Genomic DNA, 15,943 nt, shown 5'->3' with positions numbered 1-15,943 from the left:
GCGAAAGCCGCGCTAGGCCGACAGGCTGCGCGGCATGGATTTCCGCACCCCGACGTACCGGCCCGGCAGAATGGATGGGTGGTGCGAACGGGGTCGCTTACGCTAAGAACAAGCGTCACACCGCCGGGACGGAACCCACCAGGACATGCAGCGATGAGCAATGCCGTCGAAAAGGCCTATGCCGAAATCCGCGACGCCATCCATGCCGGCCGATTCCCCCCCGGCGCGCACCTGAAGGAAGGGGAACTGGCCGACCTGATCGGGGTCAGCCGCACGCCCATCCGCGAGGCGCTGCGCCGGTTGAATTCCGAAGGGGCGGTGAAATTCATGCGCAACCACGGTGCCTTTGTCGCCGACTGGTCGATGGATGAGATCAAGGAGATCTTCGACCTGCGCGCCATGCTGGAAGGCTACGCCGTCGAACGCGCCGCTGAACGCGCCACACCGGAACAGGTGGCCCGCCTGCGGCAGTTGGCGGAGGAGATGCTGGCCCTGGAAGCCACATCCACCCCCGACGCGCTGTCCCGCATCGCGGAGGCCAATGGCGAGTTCCACCGCCTGATCATCCAGGCCGCGGGCACACAGCGCCTGTCCTTGATGATGGCGCAGGTGGTGGAGGTGCCGCTGGTCCTGCGCACCTTCCACCGCTACAACGCCGAGGCGCTGCGCCGCAGCCTGCGCCACCATATGGAAATCGTCTCTGCCTTTGAGGTGCGCGACGGCGCCTGGGCCGGCTCCGTCATGCGCAGCCACATCGCCGCCGCCTGGCACGCGATAGAGGCCAGCCGGGCGGAAAAGGCGATGGCGGTGCGGGAGGCGGCGGAGTGAGGGAGTCTGGTGGAATGTCGAAGGATGGAATTGCAGCCTTTATCGGCTGTGTGAAATCAACAAGGCTTGCGGCACCGTCAATTGATGAAATGAGCGATGCTATCGCTGAGGGATGGGCAGGAGAAACTGTTCTGCTCCGCGTCGAAAAGCCCGGTCATAACGACGCTCAAGTTCTCAATGGACCTTATCAGTGTATCCACGCGGATAAGCAGTAGGTGTCTTCATCATGTTATTGATAGGCCCGCAGGTGCTAAGGGCTGCGGGCCTCTGCACCCGTTTACCGCTCTTTCTCCCGTCACCCCGGCGGAAGCCGGGGCCCAGCGCAGAGCGGCGTCTGCCGCGAAAAGAGTCATCTCGGTGCTGACCGCACCTCACGCTGGGCCCCGGCTTTCGCCGGGGTGACGGTGGGGGGCGGGGCGCCCCCCCACCCGCACTCAGGCCGCCCGCACACTTTCCTGCATGGCCGGATCGACCGGGGCCGGAAGGCCGGTTTCCGCAACACAGCGTTCGCGCAACTCCTCAATCCCACCGCCGAAATTGAAAAGGCCCGTCTCGCCCCGCGCCTTGCGCAGGCTATCGCGCAGGCTGTCCGTCGATGCCGTGTCCACTGTCCCGTCAGCGGTCAGCACCACGCCGTAACGCTTGGCCCCGTCAGCCGTCACCAGCCCACGCTTGACGTCCGTCGCCACCAGGGAAGGATCGCGGGCCAGCGGGTCGCCCCAGCCGCCACCGCCCCAGGTGTCGAAGATCAGCAGGTCGCCGGGGCGGACCTGGATATCGTCGATCTTGGCGGCCAGCACCTTCTCCGTGCCATCGGCGCGGATCAGGACGCGGCGGGAGCGCCAGCCGGGCTCGCCCCCGTTGACGCCCCAGGGATAGGTGAACCAGCGGTCATCATGGATGGCGATGGCGCCCGGTTCCAGGAAGCGATAGGCGATGCGCACGCCATTGCCGCCGCGATGCAGGCCAGGGCCGCCGCTGTCGGGAATGGTCTCGTACCGCTCAATCCGCAGCGGAAAATAGGCTTCCAGGAACTCGTTGGGCACATTGGTGAAATTGGGCCAGAGCGAATGCCCGTCCGGCCCGTCGCCAAAGGGCCGGCCCGGAATGCCGCCAAAGCCGATCTGGAAAAGCTGATAATATTTGCCCGACCCGCGATAGCTGCCCGACAGCATCAGATGCGGGGAGGAGGAGAAGCCGGCCGCGTTCAGGAATTCCGGCGTGCGCTGGCCCAGCAAGGCCCCCAGCACGTCGAACACCCGGCCGATGCCGTGGGTACGGCAGGAGAGCGCGGCGGGATATTTCGGCTTCAGCAGCGATCCTTCCGGGATGCGCGTTTCCACCAGATCATAGAAGCCGTCATTGAACAGGATCTGCGGGTCGAAGACCATGATCATGTAGATGCCGAAGAACATCTTCAGCATGTTTTCGTTCAGGTAGAAATTGATCGAGCTTTCCGACTGGGGCGAGGTGCCGTCCCAGTCCAGGATCACCTTCTCCCCCTCCCGCCACATGGTGGCGCGCAGCTTGTAGGGGCCATAGCCGCGGCCATCGTCGCAGATATAATCCTCGAAGCTGACCTTCTCCTCGCTGATGGAGGTCGCGATCAGCTTGGCCATGGCACGTTTGTTTCGTTCCAGCAACTCTCCCGTCGCTGAAACGAACGTCTCGGTACCGAAACGGCTGCACAGTTCCGTCACGCGCCGCGCGGCGATGCGGCACGACGCGATGATGGCATTCAGGTCCGACCGGCACCAGTCACGCGTGCGGGTATTGTTCAGGACCAGTTCCAGCAGATCCTCGTTCAGCACGCCCTTGCGGTACAGCTTCACGGGCGGGATGCGGATGCCTTCCTGAAAGATGCTGGTGGCATCGGTGGGCAGGCTGCCCGGCACCTTGCCGCCGACATCGGTCTGATGGCCGAAATGGCAGGTCCAGGCGACCAGCTTGCCATCCTTGAACACGGGCAGGATCACCAGCCAGTCATTCAGATGGCTGATCGCACCTTCCACCGAATAGGGGTCGGACAGCCAGATGACGTCCCCTTCCTCGATCGTGCCCTTATAATTCTTCAAAAAGCCGCCCAGGAAGGAGCCGAACTGCCCCACCACCATCTTGCCGTCGTTGTTGGCGATCAGGGGGAAGGCGTCGCCCTGTTCACGGATGCCGGGCGACATGGCCGTGCGGAACAGGGTGGCATCCATTTCCGCCCGCGCATTGCGCAGGGCGTTTTCGATGATGTCCAGCGTGATCGGGTCGATGGCGACCTTCTGGAACGGGGTGGGATTGGTTTCAATGATCTTGGCAACCATGGGTCTGTCCCTCTTTCCAGAAGTGTCGTCAGGCGGCGGCGAGCGGGCGGATCAGGATCAGCCCGTAATCGTCAACCTCCGCCCCATGGTCGGGCAGCAGCACGGTGGTGCTGTCCATCTCACAGATAATGGCGGGACCTTTGATGAAATCGCCGGCCTTCAGCTTGGCCCGGTCATAGATGACGGCCGGATGTTCCTGGCCATCGGCCCAGATCGCATGGTCGCGCACCTTGGCCGCCGCCGGGTCGCCATTGCCCTTGGGCAGCTTTTCCAGCCGGATGGCCGACGCCTTGCCCAGGGCCGTGGCGCGCACGGTCACCAGTTCGCGGTCGCTGTCCAGGCAGAAGGTGAAAAGCCGCTCATGCTCCTTATCGAAGGATGCCGCCAGCGCCTCCAGCCCGTCCTCGGCGAACCCATCCAGCGTCACGGGCAGTGACACCTCGAACGCCTGACCGGAATAGCGGACCCCAGCCTCAAAGCTGATTTCCTGGTCGGCTTCCGCCACCCCCTCGGCCAGCAGTTCCTTGGCCACGGCGGTGCGCAGATCGGCCAGCAGGGCGGCGACGTCTTCGTTGGTCACATCGGCGAAAATCTTGCCCACGGACTTGGCGCGTTCGGCGCGCAGGCGCGTGGTGGCATCGCCAAAGGCGCAGAGCACGCCGGGGCTGGGCGGCACGATGACGGGCCAGCTGCCCAGCAGCTTGCCCAGCGCATTGGCATGCAGCGGCCCCGCCCCGCCAAAGGCCACCAGCGCGAAATCGCGCGGGTCGTAGCCCTGCTGGACGGAGATCAGGCGCAGGGCGCCCATCATCGTCTCATTGGCGATGGAATAGATGCCGTTGGCGGCCGCCGCCAGACCGATGCCCAGCGTATCGGCGATATTCTGCACCGACGCCGCCGCCGCCGGCCGGTCCAGACGCATGGTGCCGCCCAACAGTTCCTCGGGCAGGTAACCCAGCACGACATTGGCGTCGGTCACGGTGGGCTTGTCCCCGCCGCGGGAATAGCAGACGGGACCGGGCACGGCCCCGGCCGACGCCGGGCCCACGCGCAGCGCCTTGGTCAGGTCCGGCACAAAGGCGATAGAACCGCCGCCGGCCCCCACCGTGCGGATATCCAGCGAGGTGGCGCGCACCTTCAGGTCGCCGCATTCGGTTTCCCGCGCCAGACGCGGCTGCCCATTTTCGATCAGGGCCACGTCGGTGGACGTGCCGCCGACATCGACGGTCAGCAGGTTCTTGAAGCCCGACTTGCCGCAGACCCACAGCGCGCCCGCCACACCGCCGGCCGGCCCGCTCATCAGCAGATTGACGGGATGGTCCTGCGCCTTTTCAAAGCTCATCAGACCGGCGTCGGAGCGCAGCAGGTTCATCTGCCCGTTCATGCCGGCCTTGTTCAGCTCGGCCTTCAGGTTGCGCACATAATGGGCGACGCGCGGGCGGACATAGGAATTGGCCACCGTGGTCAGGGCGCGTTCATATTCCTGCATTTCCGGCAGGACTTCGGACGACAAGGACACGGGCAGGTCGGGGAAGACCTCCCGCGCGATCTGACCAGCCCGCACCTCATGCGCGTCATTGCGATAGGCATTGATGAAGGCGATGGTCAGGGCCTCGATCCCTTCGCCCTTCAGCTTCTCCAGGGCGCTGCGCAAGGCGACCTCATCCAGGGGCGTCACGATCGAGCCATCGGCGCCGATACGTTCCGGCACCTCCACCGTGCATTCCAGGGGCGCCGTCAACGGGGGTTTGTTCCAGACGATCCAGCCGGCCAGACCACCGGGCACAAAGCTGCGTGCGATATGCAGAACCTGGCGATAGCCGTCGGTGGTTACCAGACCGACGCGTGCCCCCGTGCTGGTCAGGACCGTGTTGGTCGCGACCGTCGTGCCATGCATAAAAAGCTGCACATGTTTCGGGTCGATACCCGCCTTGGTGCAGATTTTCAGGGTGCCGGTGACGACGGCGACGGAGGGGTCGTGCGGGGTGGAGGGCACCTTGTCGCGGAAGGTTTCGCCCGTCTCATCCTCGATCAGCAGCAGGTCCGTGAAGGTCCCGCCTACGTCCACGCCCAGCCTGTAAGCCATTCTAAAACTCCTGTTCCCGAATGTTTTTCTGCTTTTGATGCGGCGTGGATTGTTCCCGCCGCTATGCTGCTGCCTTTGCCGCTGACGGGAAGATGCCCGCCCGGCCCAGCATGGCCGGGTTCCGGCGCCCGATGATGCCTTCCAGCCAGCCGGCGGCCGCGATGGCACCGGCAAGGTCGATGCCCGTGTCGATCTTCATGCGGTTCAGCATGTAGACCAGATCCTCTGTCGGGATGTTGCCCGTGGCGGCCGGCGCGAAGGGGCATCCGCCGATACCGCCCAGCGAGCTGTCCAGCACAGCGACACCGGCCATGATGGCGGCATAGGCATTGGCGATGCCGGTATTGCGGGTATTGTGGAAATGCCCGCGCAGGCGGATGCCGGGAAGGGCGGCGGCCACCGCCGCGAACCGTTCCACCACATCGGCGGGGCTGGCCACACCGATCGTGTCGGCCAGGGCGATTTCGTCCACGCCATGCTCTGCCGCGCGCCGCGCCACATCCACCACCCGTTCCACCGGCACTTCGCCTTCGAAGGGGCAGCCGAAAGAGGCGCCGATGGTGATGCTGGTCGGCATCTTTGCGGCCCGCGCGGCCGCCGCCACCTCCGCCCAGCCGGTCAGCGTCTCCATCGTGGGGGCGCCGTTATTGCGCTGGCTGAACGTGTCGGACGCCACCAGGACGTAATTCACCTCCGTCACGCCGGCGGCCAGCGCCCGGTCAAAGCCGCGCCCGTTCATGGCCAGCCCGATATAGGACACGCCGTTGCCGCGGGGCAGGGCCGCCAGCACCGCCTCGGCATCGGCCATCTGCGGCACCCGCTTGGGGTTGACGAAGCTGGTCACCTCGATCCGCCTCGCGCCCGCCGCGATGGCGCGGGTGATCAGTTCCACCTTCTGGTCGGTGCTGACCTGGGTGGCTTCGTTCTGCAATCCGTCGCGGGGGCTGACCTCGACGATTTCCACCTGGGAAGGCATCCGCTTCTTCCTTGCTGCGGGCAGGCAGGCGCATGGCCGGACATGCCCCGATCGCTGTCCAATGTATACAACCATGCCCGATGCAGGCCTGACAAGAGGCTTTGATCGACGGATTTCATATGCGCCACCCCTTGCCATGGAGCCTTAATATGTGCTTCCTTTAGCGGAAATCCAGCCGTCCGGCCCATCCCCGCCGACGGCACGACCCGCAAAAACGAATGTATACATTGATCGGGAGATGATGGTGACGGACCAGGGCATCGACGCCAATGGCGGCACAGGCACGGTGGCAAAGCGCCAGGGCCCCCTGACGGACCTGCGCGTGATCGAAATGGGCCAGCTTCTGGCCGGTCCCTTCTGCGGTCAGCTTCTGGCGGATTTCGGGGCGGAGGTGATCAAGCTGGAACAGCCGGGCAGCGGCGACCCGATGCGCGAATGGGGCCGGGAAAAGCCGCATGGCAAGTCGCTCTGGTGGCCCGTCGTCGCCCGCAACAAGAAGTCGGTGACCCTCAATCTGCGTGAAAAGGCAGCGCAGCAGATCGTGCGCGATCTGGTCGCCAAGTCCGATATCCTGATCGAGAATTTCCGCCCCGGCACTATGGAGCGCTGGGGCCTGGGCTATGATGTCCTGTCGCAGATCAACCCCAAGCTGGTGATGGTGCGTGTCACCGGTTTCGGCCAGACCGGCCCCTATTCGTCGCAGGCTGGCTATGGTTCCATTGGGGAGGCCATGGGCGGCCTGCGCTATGTGGTGGGCGATCCGTCCACGGCCCCCTCGCGCATGGGCATTTCCATCGGCGACAGCCTGGCCGCCACCTATGCCGCGCTGGGCGCCCTGATGGCGGTGCATGCGCGCGAGCGCACGGGCCGGGGGCAGGTGGTGGACAGCGCCATTTACGAGGCGGTGCTGGCCATGATGGAAAGCCTGGTCACCGAATATGACCAGACCGGCTATGTGCGTGAACGGACCGGCCCCATCCTGCCCAATGTCGCGCCCAGCAATGTCTATCCGGCCAGCGACGGGCAGATGATCCTGATCGCCGCCAACCAGGACACGGTGTTCAAGCGGCTGGCCGAGGCGATGGGCCGCCCGGAACTGGCGGCGGACCCCCGCTATGCCACCCATTCGGCGCGCGGCGCGGTGCAGCAGGAACTGGATGATCTGATTTCCGACTGGACGCGCACCGTCGAATCCGGCCCCCTGCTGGACCTGATGGAAAAGCATGGCGTGCCCGCCGGCCGCATCTATCGCGCGCCGGAAATGATGCAGGACCCGCATTTCCAGGCGCGGCAGAACATCATCAAGGTGGCCCACCCGGTGTTCGGCAAGCTGGCCATGCAGAATGTGGCCCCGCGTCTGTCCGACACGCCCGGCGGCGTGGTTCATCCCGGCCCGGAACTGGGTGAACATACGGTGGAGGTGCTGGGTGGCATCCTGGGCCTGGATGAAAGCCGTCTGGCTGACCTGAAAGCAGCGGGGATCATCTGACCATGGCGCAGGACCTGAATGCCGATTACGCGCAGGCGGGGTTCGGGAACCGGCTGGGCTGGGGCAGGCGCCCGGCCCTGCTGATTATCGATTTCGTCAATGCCTATCTGGACCCTGCCTGCCCGCTTTATGCCGGGGTGGAAAAGGTTCGGGAACAGGCGGTGACCCTGCTGCTGGCCGCGCGTGCCGCCGGCATTCCGGTCCTGCACACCAATGTCGCCTATACGCCGGGCGGCGTGGATGGCGGCGTGTTCTTCCGCAAGGTGAAGGCCCTGTCCTGTTTCGAACGCGGTCTGCACCCGCACTGGGCCTCCTTCGCCGATGGGCTGGAACCGGCAGCGGGGGAGGTGGTGATCACCAAGCAATATGCCAGCGCCTTTTTCGGCACCTCGCTGGCCTCCACCCTTGCGTCCAGCGGCATCGACACGCTGCTGATATCGGGTCTGTCCACGTCGGGCTGTGTCCGCGCCTCCGCCCTGGATGCCTGTCAGCACGGGTTTGTGCCGCTGGTGGTGCGCGAGGCCGTGGGCGACCGCGACGCGCGGGTGCATGAGGCGAACCTGTTCGACCTGAACGCCAAATATGCCGATGTCATCGGGATTGAAGAAGCGATCCGGGGGCTGGCCAATGGCCTGTCATAGGGTTGCCGGGTCGGGCAAGGCGGCGGCGCGCAACGCCCCCGCCAGCGTGGCGTGGGCATCGGCCCGGTAGTCAGGCGCCCGGCCCAGCCGCCGTTCAAAATCCATGATGATATCCAGGTCCCCGTCACGGGGGCCCAGCGACAGGCTGGCATGCAGCAGCAGGCCGCGCTGCGGTCCCGCCGGTCGGATCAATCCCGCCGTGCCCGCCAGTTTCCGCCCTTCATGCACCAGATTGCAATGGCCGTCGCAATGGGCGCCCGTCACCCGCGACAGGCCGGCCGATACCCCCATGTCGGCCAGGGCCGCCACCAGGGGGGCGGTCAGGCGGGCATAGCCCTGCTGGATGCCCGCCCCATCACTTTCCAGCGCCAGCCAGGCCAGGCTGACATTCAGGACGTGCGGCCCATGCACGACGGCGCTGCCCCCCGATGCGCGCAACGCCACGGGCAGCGGGCAATCCAGCACGGCGTCGCGAAACCCCGACAACCGCGACCAGTTGCGCGGCACGACCAGACAATGCCGGTTCTGCCAGCAGCGCCACCGCTCACCCGCCCGGCCCCCGCCCATCAGGCGGGCCAGAAGGGTCAGGTCGCCATCCACCATCATCTGCACATCCGCCGCCGGCCGTTCCAGGCGCAGCCGGCCCACATGCCGTTCCAGCCCCGCCACGAACAGGCAGGCCAGGTCAGACAGTCGCCTCGAACCGCTCAAGAGCATGACAAAGCCTCTCCAGGAACTGGCCGCACGGATACCCGTCCAGCAGCCGGTGATCGGCCGTCAGCGACAGGCCCAGACGCTGGGCCACGCGCACACCACCGGTCGCGTCGGGCAACAGCACGGGTTCGACCCGGCCCAGGCCCAGCAGCGCCACCTGTGGCCGGTTCAGGATGGGGGTGAAAAAACGCACCCGTGTCGTGCCCAGGTTGGACAGGGTGAAGCTGCCGCCCTTCATCTGCGACACGGCCAGTTTGCCCGCATTGGCGCGGGACACCAGATCGGCCCGCGCCGCCGCGATCTGCACCAGGGACAGGGAGCCTGCGTCGCGCAGCACGGGCGTCATCAACCCGCCCGGTGTGGTGATGGCGATGGACAGGTCCAGCGTGGCAGACGGCGTGAACAGCCCGTCTTCCAGCGTGCCGTTGAAATGCGGGAAATCCGCCAGCACGCGAACCAGTGCGTGGATGACACAATCCTCCACGCTGATCTTCTGTCCCTGTTCCTTCCATGCCTGACGTTGGCCCAGCAGTATCGAAATGTCGGCCTCGGCGTGATAGGTCAGTTGCGCGGAATGCTGCAGGCTGTCCATCATGCGCGCCGCGATGACGCCGCGCACGCCTTTCAGCGGGATGGGCATATTCATCCTGCCACTGCCCCGATGCGCTGGCCCCGCATCACTTCGGTCTCGGCCGCCACCTCGATGATCAGGGTGCCGCTGACGGGGGCCGTGATCTCGAAACCGACCTTTTCGTTCATCAGTTCGGCCACCACGGCGCCTTCGCTGACAGTGTCGCCATCGTCGAACAGCCAGGTGGAAATCACGCCGGGACTGTCATCATCCCACAGCGTGGCGGGGATCAGGATCGGGGTCTGTGTCATGACAGGATCTCGCGTGCGGCGGCCAGGGCCATTTCCGCATTGGGCAGGACATGGTGTTCCAGGGAGGGGGAGAAGGGGACGGGGATGTCGGGATAGGCCAGCCGCCGGGGCGGGGCCTTCAGGGGCACGCCGGCCTCCACGGTGCTGGCGATCACCTCCGCCGCCACCCCGCAGCTTCGATAATCATCATCGATGACCAGCAGCCGGCCCGTCTTGGCCACCGACCGGCGGATCGTGTCCCGGTCCAGGGGGGCGATGGTGCGCAGGTCGATCACTTCCGCCGATATGCCATCCGTTGCCAGCGCCTTGGCGGCATCCAGCGCGTGGTGGACGGTGACGCCCAGCCAGACCAGCGTGATATCCGTCCCCTCCCGCACGATGGCAGCCTTGCCGATGGGGATTTCGTACTCTTCCTCCGGCACGCGGGTGATGGAACCGGGGACGGTGCCCAGCCAGCCCATGCCCTGCAACGCCTTGTGATACATGAAGATCACGGGGTTAGGGTCGCGGATGGCGGCCAGCATCAGGCCCTTGGCGTCATAGGCATTGGACGGGATCACCACCTTCAGCCCCGGCAGATGCCCGAAGGTGGCGTAAAGGCATTGCGAATGCTGCCCCGCATCGCCATAGCCGCCGCCGACAGACGTCATCAGCACCATCGGACAGGACACCCGCCCGCCGCTGAAATAGCTCTGCTTGGCGGCCAGATTGTAGATGGCATCCATACAGACGCCGAAAAAATCCACGAACATCAGTTCGACCACGGGTTTCAACCCCGCGGCCGCCATGCCCACGGCGGCCCCGATGAAGCCGGTTTCCGAAATGGGCGTGTCGCGCACCCGCTCCGCCCCGAAACGGTCCAGCAGGCCGGCGGTATTGCCGAACACCCCGCCCAGGCGGCCGATATCCTCTCCCATGACCAGCACGTCGGGATCACGCGCCATCTCCTGCCCGATGGCTTCCGCCATGGCCTTGGCGATTGTCAGTTTGCGCATTGTCTGGGTCGCCTGCATCACACGGCCCTTTCCACAAAAACCTGAAGGAAGGCCTGCTCGGGTCCCGGCAGGCAGGCGGCGCGGGCGCGGGCGAAGGCGGTTTCCACCACAGCCCTGGCGGCCTGTTCCAGCGCGTCCAGTTCCCCCGCCTCGAACCCGTCGGCCAGCAGCCGGCGGCGATAGGCGGGGATCGGGTCCTGTGCCCGCAGCCGTGCCACCTCGCCCGGTGGGCGGTAGCCTTCGGCGTCACCCATGAAATGGCCTTCCAGACGGGTCGTCTCGATCTCGATCAGACTCGGTCCCTCCCCACGCCGGGCGCGTGCGATGGCCTCTCCGGCCGCTTCATGCACAAGGTCGGGGTCGTTGCCGGGCACATGGATGCCGGGCATGCCATAGGCGGCGGCGCGGTCTGCATTGCGGGGCACGGCGGTGCAGTCGGCCTTGGGCACGGAGATGCCGTAGCAATTATCCTCGATCACGAAGATCACCGGTGCCTTCCAGATGGCGGCAAGGTTGAGCGCCTCGTGGAACGCCCCCTGGTTGGCGGCACCATCACCCAGAAAGGCGACGGCGACATCGTCGCGGCCGCGAAGCTTCGCTGCCATCGCCGCCCCCACCGCCGGGCCCAGCCCCTGGGCGATGATGCCGGAGCAGCAGAAATTAACGCCTGGGTCGAACAGGTGCATGTGCCCGCCACGCCCGCCGGAGAGACCCGTTTCCTTGCCGAAGATCTCCGCCGCCATGGCGTCCAGGTCCACGCCCTTGGCGATCGCCACATGATGGGGGCGGTGGGTGGCCGTGACCGTGTCGGTGGGACGCAGATGGGCACAGACACCCACGGCACAGGGTTCCTGCCCGTCGGACAAGTGCATCTCGCCCGGAATGGGGCCCTTGGCCATGTTGAACAGGGGCTTCTTGCCCTCCAGATAGGCCGGCTTGATCAGATCCTCGAAATGCCGGCTTTTCACCATCCGCTCATACATCCAGAGCCGGGGGTGATTATTGCTGCCCGTGCCGTTCATCGAGCCACCCATCCGCCATCGATGACCAGTTCGATACCGGTCACGAAACCAGCCTCGTCGGACGCCAGATAGACGGCACCCATGGCGATGTCGCGCGGGCTGCCCACCTTGTTCATGGGGCACATGGCGCCGACATCCTTCCAGGGATCGTCGCGGTTCAGCAGCCCCTGTTTGGTCCAGCCCGCCACCGCCTCTTCCAGCATCGGCGTGCGGATGCAGCCGGGATGGATGGAATTGACGCGGATGGGCTGGCCATGGCTGGCAAATTCGATGGCCAGGCTCTTGGTCAGGTGCCGCACGGCGCCCTTGGAGGTGTTGTAGGCGGCCTGATCGGGATAGCCCACGATGCCGGCGATGGAGGAGATATTGATGATCGATGCGGTCGAGGCCGCCGACCCGGTGGCCGCCATCAGCCCCTGCAGGGTGCGGCAGCCCAGGAACACGCCATCGACATTGACCGCCATGACATGGCGCCAATCCTCCAGCGAGATCTCCGGCAGCGGCCGCACCAGTTCCACCCCGGCATTGTTGACCAGGATGTCCAGCCGCCCCTCACGCTCACGGATCTGCCGCTCGGCCGCCTGCCAGTCCGCCTCCTGCCGCACATCCAGGCGCAGGGTCCGGTCATCGCCGTCACCATCGCCCAGATCGCCACCATAGACGGTGGCGCCCGCGTCGCGGAAGGCGGCGGCGATGCCGGCCCCGATCCCGCGCGCGGCCCCGGTGACCAGCGCCACCTTGCCTTCCAATCGCCTTGCCATGGGGTCCCGTTCCTCCCGCATTGTTTGTTGCCGGGATCATGGACGGGACGGGGGAAATCGGCTTGTCGGGCAGGGGCGGATAGTTTGTCGGTCAGGGAACAGGGGGGCGGCGGCCCCGTCCGCCTACGGGTTCAAATTCATCCCGCCATCGACCACAAGCTGGGTGCCGGTGACGTGCTTGGCCTCATCCGAGGCCAGGTACAGCACGGCATGGGCGATGTCGTCGGGTTCCCCGAATTCGCCCATGGGGATCTTGGTCAGGAAAGCCTCCTTCGCCTGGTCCCGGGTGATGCCATGGTCGGCCGACAGTTCGTCGAACAGGCTGTCCAGCATCGGCGTGTAGATCTGTCCGGGATGCACGGAGTTGCAGCGGATGCGCGTGCGCCCCTGGGCGCAATAGAGCGCCACCGACTTGGTGAGCTGCGCCACCCCGGCCTTGGAGAAACCATAGGCCGTCAGGAATGGCGTCGCCACCAGGGCCGCGATGGAGGACAGGTTGACGATGGAGCCGCCGCCGCTGTCGCGCATCGCCGGGATGGCGTATTTGCAGCCCAGGAACACACCTTCGCCGTTCACCTTGTTGATGCGCTGCCATTGTTCCAGCGGCGCATGTTCCGGGTCGCGCTTGCCCGGCGACAGGCCGATGCCGGCATTGTTGACCAGGATGTGCAGACCGCCATCGCGGGCCACAATGTCGGCGATCAGGGCCTTCCAGCCCGCTTCCTCCACCACATCCTGTCGCACGAAACGGGCGCCGTTGCCGATGCGTGCGGCCGCCTCGTTGCCGGCGGCTTCATTCACGTCGGTCAGCGTCACCGCCGCCCCTTCGCGCGCCAGCATGGCGGCGATGGCGTAGCCCAGCCCAGATGCGGCGCCCGTGACGATGGCGACCTTGCCCGATACCCTGCCGTTGCTCATGGTTCCTCCCGTAATGATCCGTTGATGATAGGGCGTTTCAGCCCGAATGCTGCGAGGGAAAGCCCGCCGTCTGGGCGCCGTCGATGAACAGTTCGGTACCACTGACCATCGCCGCTTCGTCCGACGCCAGGAACAGGACGCCGTTGGCGATGTCGGCGGGCGTGGCCATCCGGCCGATGGGGATCTGCCGCGCCATGCTGGTGCGCATTACATCGCGGTCGCCGAACAGGCTGGCGATGGGGTCCAGCATCTCGCTGTCCACGAAGGTCGGGTTAACCGAATTGGCGCGAATGGGCAGGCCCTTGGCTGCGCAATGCATGGCGACGCCCTTGGTCAGCATGCGCACCCCGCCCTTGCTGGCGCAGTAGGCGACGATGTCCGGTCCCGCTATATGCGCCCCGACCGACGCGACATTGACGATGGCGCCCGGTTCCCCCGCCCTGGCCATGGCGCCCAGCGCCTGTTTGCAGCCCAGGAACACGCCGGTCAGGTTGACGGCCAGCATGCGGTTCCAGTCGGCAAGGCTGGTCGCCTCGAAATCGCAACTGCTGCCGATGCCGGCCACATTGGCCAGCACGTTCAGCTTGCCGAACCGCGCGGTCGCGGCGGCGATGGCGTCGATCCAGCTCTGTTCGTCGGCCACGTCCAGATACTGATAGAAGGCGGCATCGGCCCCGATGCGGGCCACCGTCTCTTCTCCCCCTGTCTGGTTGATGTCGGCCACCACGACGCGGGCCCCTTCGCGGGCCAGCGCGATACAGGTCGCCCGGCCGATGCCGGACGCCGCCCCCGTGACCAGCGCCACCTTTCCTTGCATTCGTGCCATCGGTTCCTCCCCTGGCCAGATTTCCGGTGACAGGATGGGCAGGCGAAAGGGGTCTGTCTTGTCCCAGGATGACATGGCGCCCGAAAATCATGCGCGCTGGAATTTAAAAACATGCGCCCGCATGCCGTGGCTTTGTTGACGATTGCCGGAACCACCGGTAAATTCAGGAAATAATTAGAAAACATTACCGTGCGACCAGCCGACGATGGGGGCCAGCAATGGCTCCGGATGGGTTATTCCCGCCGGTCCCCCACCCATCGGAAGCGGCGGACGGTTGGTCGGCGGCAGGGACCTTCCCCAAGCGGCCGACAAAAGGGAGGGTGACCATGTTTGCCCATGATCTGGGGCCGGTGGCGGCCGGCGGATGTGTCAACAGTTCCATCCTGGCCTGCGGCGGCATGGACCGCATCCGGCCATCGATCCTTGAACCCGTCTCCACCCTGTTGCGGGCGGAGAGCAGTGTGTTCATGCAGTTCAGCAAGTTCCCCACGGCTGACAGCCGCGTCGTGCGCGCCGCCTATGTCGGGCCGACGCCGCGTTCCGCCTCCACCTATGCCGACCGCGCTTTCTTCCGCCACGATCCCGTGATCCGCACCGGTATCGGCTGGCTGGACCGGCCGGTGGGGGAGGATGGGCCGCGCGTGGCGCATCTGGGATCGACGGTGGATATCGGGGAATTCTCCCGCACGCTTTATTACAATGAATTCCTGAAGCCGGCGGGCATTGCCGACGTGCTGGCCCTGTGCGTGCCGGTACAGGCGGCGGGCCGGCATGTGATGTGTGTCGGGTTTCACCGCACCGACGGGCAGGACATGTTCACAGAAGGGGATATCTCCGCCTTCTGGTCGCTGGTTCCCGCCATGAACGCGGCGCTGCAGAATCTGGGTCTGCGGGCGGCGCTGGCCGATACGGATGGTCTGGTCCAGGGGCTGGTGCAGCAGGAGGGCGATGTCGATGTCGCCGTGTTCGACGAGAATTTTATCCTGCGTCAGGCCACGCCCCGCGTGATCGGCGACAGTTCGATGGGCGGCACCCTGAACTCCCTGCTGGAGGAGGTGCGGACCCGCATGGATTTTGCCTGGCGCCGCACCGGCGTTCTGCCGGAGGAAGTGTGCTTCACGGCGCCCCTGTCGGGTGGCGATGGCCTCACCCGCCGGCAACTGGATGTGACGGCACGGCGCCTGCGCAGCAGCCGCGACGGCGACCGGATCGTCATCGCCATGCGCCACCAGGCGGCCGGCCTGTCGCTGGCGGAGGCCTGCGTGGCCGCCGGCCTGACGGAGCGGGAGACGCAGGTGGTGGAGATGCTGGGCGCCGGCCTGTGCAACGCGTCGATCGCCGGGCGCCTGTCGATCAGCCCGCGCACCGTGGAGAACCACCTGCGCTCCATCTATGGCAAGCTGGGCGTCAACAGCCGGACACAGCTTCTGTCGGTATTGATGGCGGGTCGCGGCGGGCCGCGCGGCATGGCCTAGGGAAAATCCCCGGCCGGG

Annotated in this window: 16 protein-coding genes; 5 read left to right on the top strand and 11 right to left on the bottom strand. The window is 66.0% G+C overall.

The window, feature by feature from the left end:
- Positions 1-153 precede the first annotated feature (153 nt).
- Positions 154-828 (top strand): GntR family transcriptional regulator, encoded by a 675-nt coding sequence (locus KBA48_RS03410; RefSeq protein WP_292903587.1) that lies wholly within the window; start codon positions 154-156, stop codon positions 826-828.
- A 14-nt stretch (positions 829-842) separates the two neighbouring features.
- The gene (locus tag KBA48_RS03405; protein WP_292903586.1) at positions 843-1,043 is read left to right on the top strand and encodes a hypothetical protein; all 201 of its coding nucleotides are present in this window, start codon (positions 843-845) and stop codon (positions 1,041-1,043) included.
- 219 nt (positions 1,044-1,262) lie between these two features.
- On the opposite strand, the gene KBA48_RS03400 is transcribed toward KBA48_RS03405, so the two are convergent.
- From KBA48_RS03400 to KBA48_RS03390, 3 genes are all read right to left on the bottom strand, one after another.
- Positions 1,263-3,140, bottom strand: a complete 1,878-nt coding sequence (locus KBA48_RS03400; RefSeq protein WP_292903585.1) for a hydantoinase B/oxoprolinase family protein — start codon at positions 3,138-3,140, stop codon at positions 1,263-1,265.
- Positions 3,141-3,168: 28 nt separating this feature from the next.
- Entirely contained in the window at positions 3,169-5,226 is a 2,058-nt protein-coding gene (locus tag KBA48_RS03395; protein ID WP_292903584.1) for a hydantoinase/oxoprolinase family protein, read from the bottom strand.
- Positions 5,227-5,287: 61 nt separating this feature from the next.
- The gene (locus KBA48_RS03390) at positions 5,288-6,202 is read right to left on the bottom strand and encodes a hydroxymethylglutaryl-CoA lyase (RefSeq protein WP_292903583.1); all 915 of its coding nucleotides are present in this window, start codon (positions 6,200-6,202) and stop codon (positions 5,288-5,290) included.
- A 238-nt stretch (positions 6,203-6,440) separates the two neighbouring features.
- Here KBA48_RS03390 and KBA48_RS03385 point away from each other — a divergent pair, with 238 nt between their 5' ends.
- Positions 6,441-7,691, top strand: a complete 1,251-nt coding sequence (locus KBA48_RS03385) for a CaiB/BaiF CoA-transferase family protein (RefSeq protein ID WP_292903582.1) — start codon at positions 6,441-6,443, stop codon at positions 7,689-7,691.
- A gap of 2 nt (positions 7,692-7,693) precedes the next feature.
- A complete protein-coding gene (locus KBA48_RS03380; protein ID WP_292903581.1) occupies positions 7,694-8,332 on the top strand; it encodes an isochorismatase family protein in 639 nt (212 codons plus the stop codon).
- Here the strand turns inward: KBA48_RS03380 and KBA48_RS03375 are convergent.
- The 8 genes from KBA48_RS03375 to KBA48_RS03340 form a co-directional block, all read right to left on the bottom strand.
- Positions 8,327-9,049 carry a hypothetical protein gene (locus KBA48_RS03375; protein ID WP_292903580.1) on the bottom strand — a complete coding sequence of 241 codons (723 nt, stop codon included), beginning with the start codon at positions 9,047-9,049 and terminating at the stop codon, positions 8,327-8,329. The genes KBA48_RS03380 and KBA48_RS03375 overlap by 6 nt on opposite strands.
- Positions 9,018-9,692, bottom strand: coding sequence for a 2-oxo acid dehydrogenase subunit E2 (locus tag KBA48_RS03370; RefSeq protein ID WP_292903579.1), 675 nt, complete (start codon positions 9,690-9,692; stop codon positions 9,018-9,020). Before KBA48_RS03370 ends, KBA48_RS03375 begins: the two co-directional genes overlap by 32 nt.
- A complete protein-coding gene (locus KBA48_RS03365; RefSeq protein WP_292903578.1) occupies positions 9,689-9,928 on the bottom strand; it encodes a lipoyl domain-containing protein in 240 nt (79 codons plus the stop codon). The genes KBA48_RS03370 and KBA48_RS03365 overlap by 4 nt, the downstream gene beginning before the upstream one ends.
- Complete coding sequence (locus KBA48_RS03360; RefSeq protein ID WP_292903577.1) at positions 9,925-10,923, bottom strand: alpha-ketoacid dehydrogenase subunit beta; 999 nt, start codon at positions 10,921-10,923, stop codon at positions 9,925-9,927. Before KBA48_RS03360 ends, KBA48_RS03365 begins: the two co-directional genes overlap by 4 nt.
- Before the next feature lie 17 nt (positions 10,924-10,940).
- Entirely contained in the window at positions 10,941-11,945 is a 1,005-nt protein-coding gene (locus KBA48_RS03355) for a thiamine pyrophosphate-dependent dehydrogenase E1 component subunit alpha (protein ID WP_292903576.1), read from the bottom strand.
- Positions 11,942-12,706 (bottom strand): SDR family oxidoreductase, encoded by a 765-nt coding sequence (locus KBA48_RS03350; protein ID WP_292903575.1) that lies wholly within the window; start codon positions 12,704-12,706, stop codon positions 11,942-11,944. Before KBA48_RS03350 ends, KBA48_RS03355 begins: the two co-directional genes overlap by 4 nt.
- A gap of 123 nt (positions 12,707-12,829) precedes the next feature.
- The gene (locus tag KBA48_RS03345; protein WP_292903574.1) at positions 12,830-13,624 is read right to left on the bottom strand and encodes a glucose 1-dehydrogenase; all 795 of its coding nucleotides are present in this window, start codon (positions 13,622-13,624) and stop codon (positions 12,830-12,832) included.
- A gap of 37 nt (positions 13,625-13,661) precedes the next feature.
- On the bottom strand, positions 13,662-14,450 hold the full coding sequence (locus tag KBA48_RS03340; protein WP_292903573.1) for an SDR family oxidoreductase: 789 nt from the start codon (positions 14,448-14,450) through the stop codon (positions 13,662-13,664).
- A gap of 326 nt (positions 14,451-14,776) precedes the next feature.
- Here KBA48_RS03340 and KBA48_RS03335 point away from each other — a divergent pair, with 326 nt between their 5' ends.
- A complete protein-coding gene (locus tag KBA48_RS03335) occupies positions 14,777-15,925 on the top strand; it encodes a LuxR family transcriptional regulator (RefSeq protein ID WP_292903572.1) in 1,149 nt (382 codons plus the stop codon).
- Positions 15,926-15,943 lie beyond the last annotated feature (18 nt).

It is taken from the genome of Niveispirillum sp., assembly GCF_017996735.1.
Taxonomy (GTDB): Bacteria; Pseudomonadota; Alphaproteobacteria; order Azospirillales; family Azospirillaceae; genus Niveispirillum.
Note: the sequence above shows the minus strand (reverse complement) of the source record. Positions and strands in the feature narration are given on the sequence as shown.